Source organism: Yersinia entomophaga (genome assembly GCF_001656035.1).
Lineage (GTDB): Bacteria > Pseudomonadota > Gammaproteobacteria > Enterobacterales > Enterobacteriaceae > Yersinia > Yersinia entomophaga.
This window is the reverse complement of the sequence record NZ_CP010029.1, coordinates 3,960,960-3,974,899: the sequence shown is the minus strand read 5'-3', so window position 1 is coordinate 3,974,899 and position 13,940 is coordinate 3,960,960. Positions and strand designations below refer to the sequence as shown.

Here is a 13,940-nt window from a genome sequence, read left to right as displayed (position 1 = left end):
AAACATGTACAACCGGTCAGGGAGCCAGGCTTACGCACAGGTAGGATTGGAAAGCGGAGTCATGAGCGCCAGCCCCCACCAGTTGATCGTGATGCTGTTCGACGGGGCGCAAAGCGCCCTGGTTCGCGCACGTATTTTGATGAATCAGGGGGAGATTGCCGCAAAGGGATTAGCTATTTCCAAAGCTATCAATATTATTGATAACGGCCTGCGTACTGGGCTTGATATGGAAAAAGGCGGCGAGCTGGCAGAAAATCTGTCAGCGTTGTATGACTATATGTCACGTCGCTTACTGCATGCCAATTTGCATAATGACGAGCAGGCTATTGTCGAAGTCGAAGCCTTGCTTGAAAATATTGCTGATGCCTGGCGGCAGATCGGCCCCAATTATCAACCCAATTAGGACCCCATTTAATGGAACGTCACCAGCACCTTCTATCCGAATATCAACATATCCTGACCCTCAGTGAACAAATGCTTGCCTTTGCAATTGAGGGAAATTGGGATGCGCTGGTTGATCTGGAAATGACTTATCTGAAAGCTGTTGAGAGTACCGCCAACGTGACCATTTCTTCTTGTTCGTCTCTTTCACTGCAAGAGATATTAAGAAAGAAATTAAAAAACATTTTAGATAATGAAACTGAAATTAAGCGCTTATTACAGCTACGCCTTAATGAATTAAGCGAACTGGTCGGACAATCAACCCGACAACAAGTGGTAAATAATACTTATGGTCAGTTCCCAGACCATGCGGTGTTATTAGGTGAAACACAATAGCGATGGTTTTATCAACATAACAACAAGATAGATATTCTCATTTTACATTCGAATGAAATCATTAACATTGCAAGTAATGTTTTTTTATTACTCCGGATGAGCGTGATTTTATCGGTGTGTTTGCCCTGTTTACATGGCTATTTGTGTGCGCCAACAAACCAGTTTTTTTTCTCGACGAAATAGCACTACGCACTAAATTTGTATTAAAATAAGTTGCTTGTCTGGTGCGCAACGCGTAAAGATATTCTCAGGTAAAGACTGTGAAATGAATATCGATGGAACGTACAATTAATCTATGTTCGGGGATTGGCAGTTCAAGGCATGTTATTCAACATACTGAACTTGCACTCACCTCGATTTATATACAACACCCACTGCTGATTATGGTTAACCACGGCCATAAGGTTATTCGCTGGGAAAACCAGGAATGTATAATCCTGCCCGGCGAGATGGCCGCTATCAGCGGTGGTCAAACTATAGATATAGTCAACGGGTTATCTGCTGATGGGGTTTTCTTCAGCCATACGCTGAGTATTGAACCTCAGTTAATCAATACATTTGCCCATAATCCCAAAGCCCATGACCTGTCCGTAATACCAGATGTCATGCCGGTGCGTAATCCTGCGCCGGAGTTTATCAATGCTTTCACCAATACTTTTAAGGTATTAGCTGATAACAATGATATTCCGAAGCCCATCATTCGCCATCGCATGGTGGAGCTATTGCTTTGGCTGACCCAGCGTGGCGTTAAGTTCTTAATAAAAGATGCAGAAACGCTGACAGAAAAAGTACGCTGTTGTCTGGCAACCGACCCTCATAAAATATGGACGGTTGCCGAGGTCGCAGAGCGAATGTCTATGAGCGAAGTGGTATTACGACGGAAACTTTCTGCCGAGAACGTTGTATTACGCAATTTAATGATCGATGTCCGCATGACTAGCGCATTAACGCTGTTACAAGCGACCGACTGGCCGATATCATTAATTGCCAACCGCGTCGGCTATGAAAGTTCATCACGCTTTGCAGAGCGATTCCGTAAACGTTTTGGCTTCGCGCCAACAGCCATACGCGGCCACCACCGACTGGCGTCAGGCTCGTTGGAAACAGAGTCGCAATACAATAGTGATTTCAAACCGTCTTATTCCTAGCCTATTCCTGTTATAGAGCAAGGCGGCGGGTAAGCTATTTTAAAATGTTTAATGTTATTCTTAGTTGAATCTAGACGCGTTAGCGTATTACCAACCCGCATTTTTTATCTTCGAAAAAATAAATAAAAGAGTTTAATATCAACAAATTAATGATGATACTTATGTCTCTTGAATACAGTTTTTGCAATAACAACTATTATAAAAGTAATCGGAGGTAATCTGCACGCAGGTACCTATGCTACGAATGACTTTGAGTCTTAAAAACCGTTACCCTCTTCATATCCAGATAGCATCCTTATTTACGCTGCTAATTCTGATCATTGGCACCGTCATTATTTTGTTTAATCACCACCAGCTCACCAAACTGACCGAAAGCAGTACTCTGGAACAATATCAAAAAACAGGGAAAGCCATTGCCACAGAACTGGATAGCATTACTCACTCTATGTCTATGTCAGTCAATATCTTAGCTAGCTTACCCATAACCGACAACACCGTCTTTGAACGACAAATGGTCTCGATTGAACGGCTCAGCGAGATTTTAAATTCAAATAAGTATGCCAGTGCTATTTATAGTGGTTATGACAACGGTGATTTCTTTCTGCTAAGGCGAGCCAGTAATACTAATCGCCCTATATTAGGTGCTCCCCCCAATACCGAATGGATAATACAGCGCAGCCAAATAGCCGGTGAATCACCAATAAAAGACTATATTTTCCTTGATGCGAAGCAACAAATAATTGCTAACCGGCGGGTAGAAAAGGATCCTTTCGATCCGCGATTACGCACCTGGTTTACCTCGGCATTGCAGAATAACGGTGTCACTATTTCGCCAGTTTATATCTATCATGCGACTAAAGAACCGGGGATAACCTTTAGTAAAAGAGCGTTAAATAGAAGCTCAGTAGTGGGAATGGATATATCTCTCGCTTCACTGAGTGAGTTCTTACAACAGCAAAATTTACCTATTGGCAGCCAGGCCGTCATTATTGACGCAAAGAATGATGCTATCGCGAGTTTAAATTCAAGAGGAGAGAGTCAAAGTATTAGCCCAGTATTAGTGTCATTGTTAGGCCTCAAAACATCATCTACGGGGGCAACCAGCCAAAGCCATATATTCACCAGTGAACAGCAAGAATGGTATGGCAGCATCATTCCGATAAATGAGAATAAATATCAGTTAATTATTGCCACACCATCGTCGTATCTTACCGCTAATGCTAACCAGATTCGTAATAACTCGACTCTCATTGCCTGCGCGCTCCTGTTATTAACCTTACCCATCATTTGGTTCTTTTCTCTGAGAATATCTCACCCCTTAATACGGCTACGTCAGGATGCCGATGCCATTAGCCATTTACATTTTGATGAACGGGAAAGTGAACCGTCAGTTATTCAGGAAATTGACGAATTACACGCATCAATGAAGAAGATGAAATTGACGCTCAATCAATTTATTTCGATGGGGAATATACTCGCCGCTGGCCACAATTTTGCGGCACAAATGGAAGGTTTATTATTGGAAACCACGCAAATTGCGAGTATGTCCGGCGGTGTTATTTTCCTGAATGATGCCAAAAACCCCGCATTCCTCCCTATCGCCTTTCAATGGAAAAACCAGTCCATTGACGTTAGCAACATGCCTAAACTGGCTATTAGCGATAGCTATTTCACTCCGTTTAATCCTGTGATGTACGGCAGAACCTCATCGGGAATAGTGAATAAAGATAATTTATGGCCTGCCCTGTATGAGGTATTGGCCGACCAGCTTCCTCTGCGTTTTATTATTGCCCCGATACGAGGACATGACGATCATTTACTCGGATTCTTATTACTCTTTGATGATGAGTCGATCAATCACGAAAGGAAGTATTCACGGATACAACTGGTTAATGCGCTAGTCGGTAGCCTGTCCATTTCTGTCGAGGCTCAGCATTTGCTGCAGGAACAAAAAAACCTGCTGGATTCCTTTATCAAGCTGATTGCAGGCGCTATTGATGCCAAAAGCGCTTATACCGGCGGCCATTGTCAACGGGTTCCGGTTATTACCGAAATGCTGGCGAAGGTTGCCGTTGAAATGAAAGAAGGCCCCTTTGCCGATTTCAGTTTAAGTAATGACGAATGGGAAGAACTGCGTACTGCGTGCTGGTTACATGACTGCGGGAAAATTACCACTCCTGAATTTATTGTTGATAAAGCCACCAAGCTGGAAACCATTTATAACCGGATTCATGAAATTCGTATGCGTTTCGAAGTATTAAAACGAGAGAAAGAAATCGATTTTTTACGCCAATGCCTAGCCCAATCTGGGCAAGAGCCAGATTGCTCGCAAATAAATCAGGAATTACGGAAACTGGATGAGGACTACTATTTCATCGCCCAGACCAATATTGGTCAGGAGGGATTATCCGATGAAGCCATTAAGCGCATTCATGATATTGCTCAACACCGCTGGACACGGACGCTCGATGATAGAACCGGCCTAGGCAATGAAGAGATGTCTAGGAAAAACCGCACACCGCAAAAACCCTTACCGGCTCAAGAGCCACTTTTGGCCGACAAAGAGGAACATATTATTTATCGGGACGATAAAATCAAACATCCGGAATATTATGATTTCAAATTGCAACCACCCACTCATCTGTATAACCATGGTGAAATGTATAACCTCAGTATTAGACGAGGGACACTGACGGAAGAAGATCGTTATAAAATCAATGAACACATCATGCAGACGATCATCATGCTGAAAAAGCTCCCCTTCCCTCGTACCATGTCAAACGTACCAACCATTGCCGGTGGACATCACGAAAGAATGGATGGGAAAGGTTATCCTAACCAACTGAATGCCCAGCAGATGAGTCTGACCATGCGTATGATGGCCATTGCTGACGTATTTGAAGCGCTGACTGCAGCAGATCGCCCTTATAAAGCAGGTAAAAAACTGTCCGAGTCATTGAATATCATGGCGAATATGGTTAACGACAATCATCTTGATCGACAATTGTTTATCTTGTTTATCGAATCGGGAATCTGGCAAGACTATGCCAAAACCTATATTCAACCAGAACAAGTCGATCTCATCGATATTACCACTCTGCTACGTAAGGTTGGCACCCCGTAATACCAAGAGATATGACCGTGAGCGCTACGGATACAGATTATGGTGATTAAAGATATCGTTGCTGATAATAGCTCCACGCCGGAATGGGCGTTACCGGCGTGGGATAAAGGCTATTGGCACTTAACGGAATATCGTCAGTGCTGTCTGAAAAATCAATTTGCCTTCACGCAACTGCCAAAGAACATTTCAGTGATCAGCTCATTATTGATAGTTTCACCACTGAGTGTTCTGACTAACAATTCACTCCCCAATAGCTGTAGAGAAAAAACCATATCGGGATTAACTCGCTTAATTTTCGGCTGATTCTGGCTTTCATTGACTAACGAAATTGTTTTAGTCTCTGGCCCTGCCACTTCTTTCGCAGCCAAAAGGGTAAAGACATTCTCGGCATCGCTATTACATAGGGTAATAATATATTTCGCCTTATCTGCACCTGCGACTTTCAAAGTCGCTACGGATGACGGATCGCCAGTCACCACGTCTGCGCCTTTCGGTAACTCCGCCGTTGTTCCGGTAGCCACCACCAGGGTAACCAGTTCGCCACGATCCCGCAGACCTTGATACACATTCAGTGCCAATGGGGTTGTACCGACAATAATAAAATGATTTTTACGTATCACGTGAGAGATCCTGCCTTTAACGATTCGCTGGATATTATGGCTAATCATCGGCCCGACAATGGCTGTAATCGATGCCGCAAATACCGTAATACCCATAATAATAATCGAAAGCGTAAACATGCGAGCATGCGTGGTCGCCGGAACAATATCGCCAAATCCTACCGTTGACATCGCCACTATCGCGAAATAGAACGCCGTCGGTAGATCCTCCACCGCAGGAGAGAATTCAGCGCCTAAATAAAGCGTGCCAATCACCGCGTACAACAATAATGAAGAAATACTGACGATAGCAAATAAGCTGCTACTGGCCAGGCTTTGATGATCGAACTGCCGCCAACAAATCAGTAAGCCAAGAATAATAGCGACGGACAAACCGGTAATATGCACATCACTATTACCGTTCATAAAATTCAGCAATGTCATTGCCAGCAGCAAAAACAGAGTGAAAACCCAAGCAGTACGCGCTTTAAGAGCTAAACCTATCGCCATCAGAATAAGGCTAAGACCAATGACAAAACGGGGAATTTCCAATAGCCCTAACATGGACAACGTTTCTTTCCATGTACCTATGCTACCCAGGGTTTGGGGAACATAACTTAAGGTACGGGAAAGTACCGGCCCTAATATCAGGTAACCGTTAATAGCGACCATGACGGCCAGACAAAAAGTGGGGGATATACGCCCTTTAATCCTGTGAAATAATCTCATCAATAGACTAACCATCAGTGATAAAGTGGCTTCAGTATAGGTTTTATCTGAGTGAAAATATAGGGTTAAGCCGCCGATGACTCTACGACAGATAAAACCCGGAATATATCTCCCGGGTTTATTTCTTTTTTAGGCTGCCCCACTACATTTTATGCTTTGGCTGGCGAGCATCCCATTTGCTCTGATAATACGCCGGGCGTTTTTTTCAATCCCGCCTGAATTTCAGTCGGTAAGTTCGACCACAAAGTTAAACCGGCGCGACGTTCAACGTCACTGACCGTGGCTTGAAAATCACAGAAATTGGCCGTGGCGGGCGTATCCTGATCCAGGATAAAAGTGGCGTAATGATTGACTGCCGGGCTGTTATTGATAAAAATGATTTTCCAGTAACCGCTTGGAATTTGGTGCGGTTTTTTCACATTAGGCAGTTTTTCCATAGAACGTTCATACAGCGGGCCGGTGACGGTGTAAACCGCGCTAATGTCTGCCCTGTTCGCCAGTTTACGTTCCTGATCTTCCAGCCTCGCCCATGCCCCCTGATTTAACGCGGCTTTTTGCGGTGTAATATTGGACAAATAATTAAGACTCTGCCAGTCAGGGGCAGCGGCCAAACTGGCTAGTGGAGCCTGATGTCCCCGATCGATTTTCAGCACTTGATTCGCATTCTTATAATCATCAGGGCTTAGAGTATCGCTGGCAGGTAAATCAGGATCGGTTTTCCAGTTACGCGGTCGGCTGCTGGCCTGAGTAGATTTTGTAATCTTGTAGGCAACCCAGTTAGCAAACTTAGTACTTGGATTATTGTTCAACGTATAACTATCTCGAACCAGGGTTTCATCACTCTGGCTTCCCGTTGGACACCCTACCGCACAGTTATCTATTCCTGCCATGCCGCGATCTACGCCCAGCAAAGCCTGCGGTACTGGGGGTAATGGCGTCGTGGTACAGGCTGCGACCAACAATACCGGAGCAAAAGCAAAGATTTTACTGCTTAATTTCATACTCATGGATTCATCCTTTTTATTCCAAGATTTGTATGTAAACACAGCATTGATTAATACAACAATTGTGTTGATAACAAATAGTGAGTTTTAACTGTGGCATGACAATATCCCTAGACTCCACCCATTATCACTAAAATGAATGTAATTAAAGGATGTACAAAAAATCAATTAAATCATGTCGAATATAGCATTCGACTATAGCTGTTCCTTTCATGTTAATTGGCCATTCTTATTTAACATTAATTGAAATAAACAAACATATAAATAATAGACGCCAACACATATAATAGCGACGCTTTATAATATAAGGCTTTCCTGCTGACTGATTGAGTCCTTACTGCGGAAACTCCGTTGATTAATTGAGGCTTGATTAATAAATTCAGTTAAACGAAAGATTAATCGAAATTTAAATTAAGGATATTTAATATCATACGCCACATATCATTACTGGCTATTCCGATATTAAGCGCCTGCTGCCTAGGCTTCTTTTAATATGATTCTCTGCCCGTTGTTCAGGCGACGATTTTCACTACCTAAGCCACTAAACAATCGGGGATAAACACCGGCGGGACACCGTATATCATGATGATAATCAGTAAGATAAGAGGGGATTGCCTTCATGATACTTAACGGAAAGATGGCCATCGCTCACCGTTCTTCGTCGCCTTAAACCGTTATAATCAGGCAGTAGAACAGGGTTATATGAATTGTCCGGAAGCTGACAGCAGGATTACGTCGAATAGCCCCCCTGAATGACTCCACATTATCCTATGACAATGTGGAGTCATTCAGGGAAAAGCATTTCAGTGGCGCTAGGAAATCAGCGTTTTGCTAAGCGTCATAACATAAATAGAAAAATAATGATCAACTCGGGCAGCCCTATCGTTCGGAGCTACCAGTAGCATTGATGACAAGTGGGGAGCCAATAATAATAGAAAATTATAATCCCGTAGTATGTTTAATTACGTACCATACCAGATAACCAACGCCACCTATGGCCGCAAACATAGCAATTCTTTGATTCTTACTCATACATTCATCCTTGTTAGTTAATTATCTTAGTCCATTATATCCATGAAAATAACTTTTCTGCTCTCAACCTTATTTTATGGGCAAGCATCATCTGAATAGCTGCGTTGCCATCAAACGCCCATATTCATCACTTCCTGATAGGCCGAAACCAGCTTATTACGTACCTGAATTCCCATTTGCATGGAGATTGAGGATTTTTGCATATCGACCATCACATCGTTTAAACCAATGCCCGGTTTGCCTAGTTCGAAATTCTGCGCCTGAGTACGAGCCGTTTGCTGCACTTCACTGATTTTACCCAGTGCGGCCTTCAGTTCGCTGGCAAAACCCGGCTCAGCCGGCAGCACTTTGGCCGTTCCTGCCGCCTGTAATGCGCTGACCTGCATTTGTTGCAAAACACCTTCAATACCTTGAATGGACATAAAACCTCAGTAAAAAGCGCGTGCTCAGGACGGATATTCTTTAAGCCCGGCACAGATTGGTATTTTCAGGCTGACACCCTAACACATCATTTTTTAGCTAAACCGGCTAATTAGATACAAAAACATCGCCTTATTGACTCATCAAATTCCCTTAATCCGACAAATAATGGCATGCCCATAAAAGGGGAGACCGGCGATTGCTGCTTTGTCGCTTACGTACCAGGGAGTCTGTTTTGTTTCGATACACTACTTACACAAATACTAACGTCAACGTTGTCCAGCCTGGCAAGGAATGCGTATGAATGCCTCGATAACTGGCGTAGAGAACCGTGAGAATGGCTTTAGCGGGCTGTTGAATCGCCTGCGCGCCAATCCAAAAATTCCGTTACTTATCGCCGCTGCTGCCGCAGTGTCGATCGTTGTCGCCTTAATGTTATGGGCGAAAAGCCCGGATTATCGCGTCCTTTACAGCAATTTGAGCGATCGCGATGGCGGCGCTATTGTCACTCAACTGACTCAGCTCAATATTCCTTATCGCTTTGCCGAAAACGGCGGTGCGCTGCTGATTCCGGCAGACAAGGTGCATGAAACCCGTCTGCGCCTGGCGCAGCAAGGGCTGCCGAAAGGCGGTGCCGTTGGCTTTGAACTGCTGGATCAGGAAAAATTCGGCATCAGCCAGTTCAGTGAACAAATCAACTACCAACGGGCGTTGGAGGGAGAATTATCCCGCACCATCGAAACCCTCGGCCCGGTCATGAACGTACGCGTTCATTTGGCATTGCCGAAGCCTTCGCTGTTTGTTCGTGAACAAAAATCCCCTTCGGCTTCCGTCACACTGGCTTTACAGCCTGGGCGCGCATTGGATGATGGCCAGATTAACGCCATTGTTTATATGGTTTCCAGCAGCGTGGCCGGTCTACCTCCGGGTAACGTCACCGTCGTTGACCAAACGGGCCGCCTGTTGACGCAATCAGATAGCGCCGGTCGCGATTTGAATGCCGCTCAGTTGAAATTTACCAATGAGGTGGAAGCCCGCTTCCAACGCCGCATTGAGTCTATTTTGGCTCCGATGGTCGGTAACGGAAATGTCCACGCTCAGGTCACCGCGCAGGTTGATTTTGCGACCCGCGAGCAGACGGACGAAGAATACAAACCAAACCAACGCCCTGAACAGGGCGCGGTACGGTCACAGCAGCTAAGCCAAAGCGAACAGGTTGGCGGCACGCCAATCGGCGGCGTTCCGGGCGCTTTATCCAATCAGCCTTCGGCCACGCCGGTTGCTCCGATTGAAACTCCGCCAGTTGGCGCAGCGCCGGGGGCTACCGGTGCAGCAGCGAATACCGCCGCAGCCACTGCGGCTAACCGCAACAACACCGCCGGCACTGGCAACCGCAATAGCGTTCCGGGCAGCAGTCGTCGGGATGAAACCACTAACTATGAAGTTGACCGGACTATTCGTCACACCCAGCAACAGGCTGGCATGGTGCAACGCCTGTCCGTCGCCGTGGTGGTTAACTATCTGGATATCGACAAGAAAACCGGCAAGCCGATCGCGCTGAGCAAAGATCAGTTGGCGCAAATTGAGGCGCTAACCCGTGAAGCCATGGGCTTCTCTACCGCGCGTGGCGATACGCTAAACGTGGTCAATACGCCGTTTACCGCAACCGAAGAAACCAGCAGCGCCCTGCCGTTCTGGAAACAACAATCCTTCTTCGAGCAGTTGATGAGTGCCGGTCGTTATCTGTTGATTCTGCTGGTTGCCTGGATTCTGTGGCGCAAACTGGTACGTCCGTTTATCGCTAAGAAACAGGAAGTGAATCCGGCGATTACTGCGGCTAATAACGCAGCGCAGACGGCACAAACCGCTGAAACAGTGAAACAGAGCAAAGAAGAGCTGGCCCTGCGTAAGAAATCACAACAGCGTGTAAGCGCTGAAGTTCAGGCCCAGCGTATCCGCGAACTTGCAGATAAAGATCCACGCGTTGTCGCGCTGGTAATTCGTCAATGGATGAGTACAGACCAATGAGCCTGACCGGAACTGAAAAGAGCGCCATCATGCTGATGACGTTGGGCGAAGACCACGCCGCAGAAGTTTTCAAACACCTCTCGTCGCGGGAGGTGCAGCAACTGAGTACCACCATGGCGAGTATGCGTCAGGTTTCTCATCAGCAATTAATTGACGTGTTAGTCGAGTTTGAAGACGACGCCGAGCAATATGCAGCGCTGAGCGTCAACGCCAGCGAATACCTGCGCGGCGTGCTGGTGAAAGCCTTGGGGGAAGAACGTGCCTCCAGCCTGCTGGAAGATATTCTGGAGTCTCGCGAAACCACCAGCGGCATGGAAACCCTCAACTTTATGGAACCGCAGATGGCTGCGGATCTGATTCGGGACGAGCACCCGCAGATCATCGCCACCATTTTGGTTCACCTGAAACGCGGTCAGGCTGCCGATATTCTGGCGCTGTTCGACGAACGTCTGCGCAACGATGTCATGCTGCGTATCGCCACCTTCGGTGGGGTTCAACCGGCGGCGCTGGCGGAATTGACTGAAGTGCTGAACAACCTGTTGGACGGCCAGAATCTCAAACGCAGCAAAATGGGCGGTATCCGCACCGCTGCCGAGATTATCAACCTGATGAAAACCCAGCAGGAAGAAGCGGTTATGGACGCCATGCGCGAATACGATGGCGAACTGGCACAAAAGATTATCGACGAGATGTTCCTGTTCGAAAATCTGGTTGGCGTCGACGACCGCAGCATTCAGCGTTTGCTGCAAGAGATCGACTCCGAGTCCCTATTGGTGGCATTGAAAGGGTCGGATCAGGCTCTGCGCGAACGTTTCCTCAGCAACATGTCTCTGCGTGCTGCCGAGATTCTGCGCGACGATCTGGCCACGCGTGGGCCAGTGCGTATGTCACTGGTGGAAAGCGAACAGAAAGCGATCCTGCTTATCGTCCGTCGTTTGGCGGAAAGCGGCGAGATCGTAATTGGCGGCGGCGAGGACATCTATGTCTGATCAGCTTAATGCCCTGCCCTGGCAGCCTTGGGCTCCCAAGGATTTCGCCAGTCAGTTTGATGACGCTCCGGCTACCCAGCCGGAAGTCGCGATGACCGAGTTTACCGACGAAGCAGGCGAACCACAGGAACCCGACCAACAGCAGGTGCTGCAAAGTTTGCAACAGCAGGCGGAGCAACAGGGTCGGCAGCAAGGTTTCGCCAAAGGTTTGCAGGAAGGTCTGGATCAGGGCTATCAAACCGGGCTGCTGGAAGGGCGTGAACAAGGTTTGCTGGAAGCGCAGAAACTGCAAGAGCCGATGACCGCTCACTGGCAGGCGCTGGTCGCTGATTTCCAAAATACGCTCGATTCCCTCGACAGCGTCATCGCCTCTCGTTTGATGCAATTGGCGCTGACGGCGGCGAAACAGATTTTGGGGCAACCGGCTATTTGTGACGGCACCGCACTGCTGGGTCAAATCCAACAGCTGATTCAGCAAGAGCCAATGTTTAACGGCAAACCGCAGTTGCGCGTAAATCCGGACGATTTGGCGATGGTGGAGCAGCGCTTAGGCGCCACCCTGAGCCTGCACGGTTGGCGTTTGCTGGCCGACAGCCAGATTCACGCCGGTGGTTGTAAAGTCAGCGCGGAAGAAGGCGATCTGGATGCCAGCGTCGCAACCCGTTGGCATGAGCTGTGCCGCCTGGCCGCACCGGGAGATTTGTAATGACCGCCCGTCTTGGCCGCTGGCTGACTACACTGGATAAACTGGAACAGCGAATCGTTCAGTCGCCTTCGGTTCGGCGCTATGGTCGTCTGACCCGCGCCACCGGTCTGGTTTTAGAAGCCACTGGCTTGCAATTGCCCCTTGGCGCAACCTGCCTGATTGAACGACACGACGGCGGCGAAGTGCAGGAAGTAGAAAGCGAAGTGGTTGGTTTTAACGGCCAGCGCCTGTTTTTGATGCCGTTGGAAGAAGTGGAAGGCATTGTGCCCGGCGCGCGCGTCTATGCACGCATTACCGCCAATGGCGCTTCCGCCAGTAAACAACTGCCTCTCGGCCCTGAATTGCTCGGACGCGTACTGGATGGCAGCGCCAAGCCGCTGGACGGTTTACCCGCGCCAGAAACCGGCTATCGCGCACCATTGATTACGCCGCCGGTTAACCCGTTGCAGCGTACCGCTATCGAACAGGTTCTGGACGTGGGCGTGCGCACTATCAACGCCCTGCTCACCGTTGGTCGCGGTCAGCGTATGGGTCTGTTTGCCGGTTCCGGCGTCGGTAAAAGCGTGTTGCTTGGCATGATGGCACGCTATACCCAGGCGGACGTCATTGTGGTCGGGCTAATCGGTGAACGTGGTCGTGAAGTAAAAGACTTTATTGAAAATATTCTTGGGGCAGAAGGTCGCGCACGTTCGGTAGTCATTGCCGCACCGGCCGACGTTTCCCCTTTATTACGTATGCAGGGTGCCGCTTACGCGACTCGTATCGCCGAAGACTTCCGCGATCGCGGTCAGCATGTGCTGCTGATTATGGACTCCCTGACGCGTTATGCCATGGCACAGCGTGAAATCGCGCTGGCCATTGGCGAGCCGCCTGCCACCAAAGGCTACCCGCCTTCTGTCTTCGCCAAGCTACCGGCGTTGGTCGAAAGAGCCGGTAACGGCGTCAGCGGCGGCGGTTCTATCACCGCTTTCTATACCGTATTGACCGAGGGCGACGATCAGCAAGATCCGATTGCCGACTCCGCCCGCGCCATTTTGGATGGCCACGTGGTGCTGTCCCGCCGTTTGGCCGAATCCGGCCATTATCCGGCTATTGATATCGAAGCCTCCATCAGCCGAGCCATGACGGCGCTGATTGATGAGGATCACTACAGCAAAGTTCGTCAGTTCAAACAGTTACTGGCGAGCTACCAACGCAACCGCGATTTGGTCAGCGTCGGTGCCTACGCGGCAGGGAGCGATCCGCTGCTCGACCGCGCAATCTTGCTTTACCCCCAGATGGAAACCTTCTTGCAGCAAGGAATGTTTGAGCGAAGTAGCTATGAGGATGCCTGTCAGCATCTGAAGGCGCTGTTTCCCGGCTGATTGGCCGTCAGCTCACTGAC

11 protein-coding genes are annotated in these 13,940 nt (G+C 48.0%); 8 read left to right on the top strand and 3 right to left on the bottom strand.

The genetic code is table 11. The annotated features are described in order from the left end of the window. The first annotated feature begins 4 nt into the window (after positions 1–4). The 4 genes from fliS (at position 5) to PL78_RS17780 (ending at position 5,049) form a co-directional block, all read left to right on the top strand. Positions 5–403 carry a flagellar export chaperone FliS gene (gene fliS, locus PL78_RS17795; RefSeq protein ID WP_038241981.1) on the top strand — a complete coding sequence of 133 codons (399 nt, stop codon included), beginning with the start codon at positions 5–7 and terminating at the stop codon, positions 401–403. 11 nt (positions 404–414) lie between these two features. Beyond that, positions 415–777 (top strand): flagella biosynthesis regulatory protein FliT, encoded by a 363-nt coding sequence (gene fliT / locus PL78_RS17790; RefSeq protein ID WP_064517668.1) that lies wholly within the window; start codon positions 415–417, stop codon positions 775–777. 275 nt (positions 778–1,052) lie between these two features. Then, positions 1,053–1,925 carry a helix-turn-helix transcriptional regulator gene (locus PL78_RS17785; RefSeq protein WP_064517667.1) on the top strand — a complete coding sequence of 291 codons (873 nt, stop codon included), beginning with the start codon at positions 1,053–1,055 and terminating at the stop codon, positions 1,923–1,925. 235 nt (positions 1,926–2,160) lie between these two features. Next, entirely contained in the window at positions 2,161–5,049 is a 2,889-nt protein-coding gene (locus tag PL78_RS17780; protein WP_064517665.1) for an HD domain-containing phosphohydrolase, read from the top strand. 152 nt (positions 5,050–5,201) lie between these two features. On the opposite strand, the gene kch is transcribed toward PL78_RS17780, so the two are convergent. The 3 genes from kch to fliE all read right to left on the bottom strand — a co-directional run bounded on the left by kch (position 5,202) and on the right by fliE (position 8,835). Beyond that, the gene (kch, locus tag PL78_RS17775) at positions 5,202–6,377 is read right to left on the bottom strand and encodes a voltage-gated potassium channel protein (RefSeq protein ID WP_064517663.1); all 1,176 of its coding nucleotides are present in this window, start codon (positions 6,375–6,377) and stop codon (positions 5,202–5,204) included. Between the two features lie 149 nt (positions 6,378–6,526). Then, on the bottom strand, positions 6,527–7,378 hold the full coding sequence (locus PL78_RS17770; RefSeq protein WP_201030836.1) for a DNA/RNA non-specific endonuclease: 852 nt from the start codon (positions 7,376–7,378) through the stop codon (positions 6,527–6,529). A gap of 1,145 nt (positions 7,379–8,523) precedes the next feature. Next, positions 8,524–8,835, bottom strand: coding sequence for a flagellar hook-basal body complex protein FliE (gene fliE / locus PL78_RS17765; RefSeq protein WP_064517658.1), 312 nt, complete (start codon positions 8,833–8,835; stop codon positions 8,524–8,526). A gap of 298 nt (positions 8,836–9,133) precedes the next feature. Between fliE and fliF the strand changes: the two genes are divergently transcribed. Genes fliF through fliI form a run of 4 tightly spaced genes read left to right on the top strand, consistent with a single transcriptional unit; the run spans position 9,134 to position 13,920 of the window. Beyond that, entirely contained in the window at positions 9,134–10,861 is a 1,728-nt protein-coding gene (gene fliF, locus PL78_RS17760) for a flagellar basal-body MS-ring/collar protein FliF (protein WP_064517656.1), read from the top strand. Beyond that, a complete protein-coding gene (fliG, locus tag PL78_RS17755; protein WP_049597523.1) occupies positions 10,858–11,850 on the top strand; it encodes a flagellar motor switch protein FliG in 993 nt (330 codons plus the stop codon). The genes fliF and fliG overlap by 4 nt, the downstream gene beginning before the upstream one ends. Then, positions 11,843–12,556, top strand: coding sequence for a flagellar assembly protein FliH (gene fliH, locus PL78_RS17750; RefSeq protein WP_064517654.1), 714 nt, complete (start codon positions 11,843–11,845; stop codon positions 12,554–12,556). Before fliG ends, fliH begins: the two co-directional genes overlap by 8 nt. Continuing rightward, a complete protein-coding gene (fliI, locus tag PL78_RS17745; protein WP_064517652.1) occupies positions 12,556–13,920 on the top strand; it encodes a flagellar protein export ATPase FliI in 1,365 nt (454 codons plus the stop codon). Before fliH ends, fliI begins: the two co-directional genes overlap by 1 nt. The last annotated feature ends 20 nt before the right edge of the window (positions 13,921–13,940 follow it).

Bases quoted from the DNA above. Each gene is read 5' to 3' on its own strand.
- fliF (WP_064517656.1), top strand. From the start codon at position 9,134: ATGAATGCCTCGATAACTGGCGTAGAGAACCGTGAGAATGGCTTTAGC.
- fliT (WP_064517668.1), top strand. From the start codon at position 415: ATGGAACGTCACCAGCACCTTCTATCCGAATATCAACATATCCTGACC.
- PL78_RS17785 (WP_064517667.1), top strand. From the start codon at position 1,053: ATGGAACGTACAATTAATCTATGTTCGGGGATTGGCAGTTCAAGGCAT.
- PL78_RS17780 (WP_064517665.1), top strand. From the start codon at position 2,161: ATGCTACGAATGACTTTGAGTCTTAAAAACCGTTACCCTCTTCATATC.
- fliI (WP_064517652.1), top strand. From the start codon at position 12,556: ATGACCGCCCGTCTTGGCCGCTGGCTGACTACACTGGATAAACTGGAA.
- fliG (WP_049597523.1), top strand. From the start codon at position 10,858: ATGAGCCTGACCGGAACTGAAAAGAGCGCCATCATGCTGATGACGTTG.
- PL78_RS17770 (WP_201030836.1), bottom strand. From the start codon at position 7,378: ATGAAATTAAGCAGTAAAATCTTTGCTTTTGCTCCGGTATTGTTGGTC.
- fliE (WP_064517658.1), bottom strand. From the start codon at position 8,835: ATGTCCATTCAAGGTATTGAAGGTGTTTTGCAACAAATGCAGGTCAGC.
- kch (WP_064517663.1), bottom strand. From the start codon at position 6,377: ATGAGATTATTTCACAGGATTAAAGGGCGTATATCCCCCACTTTTTGT.
- fliS (WP_038241981.1), top strand. From the start codon at position 5: ATGTACAACCGGTCAGGGAGCCAGGCTTACGCACAGGTAGGATTGGAA.
- fliH (WP_064517654.1), top strand. From the start codon at position 11,843: ATGTCTGATCAGCTTAATGCCCTGCCCTGGCAGCCTTGGGCTCCCAAG.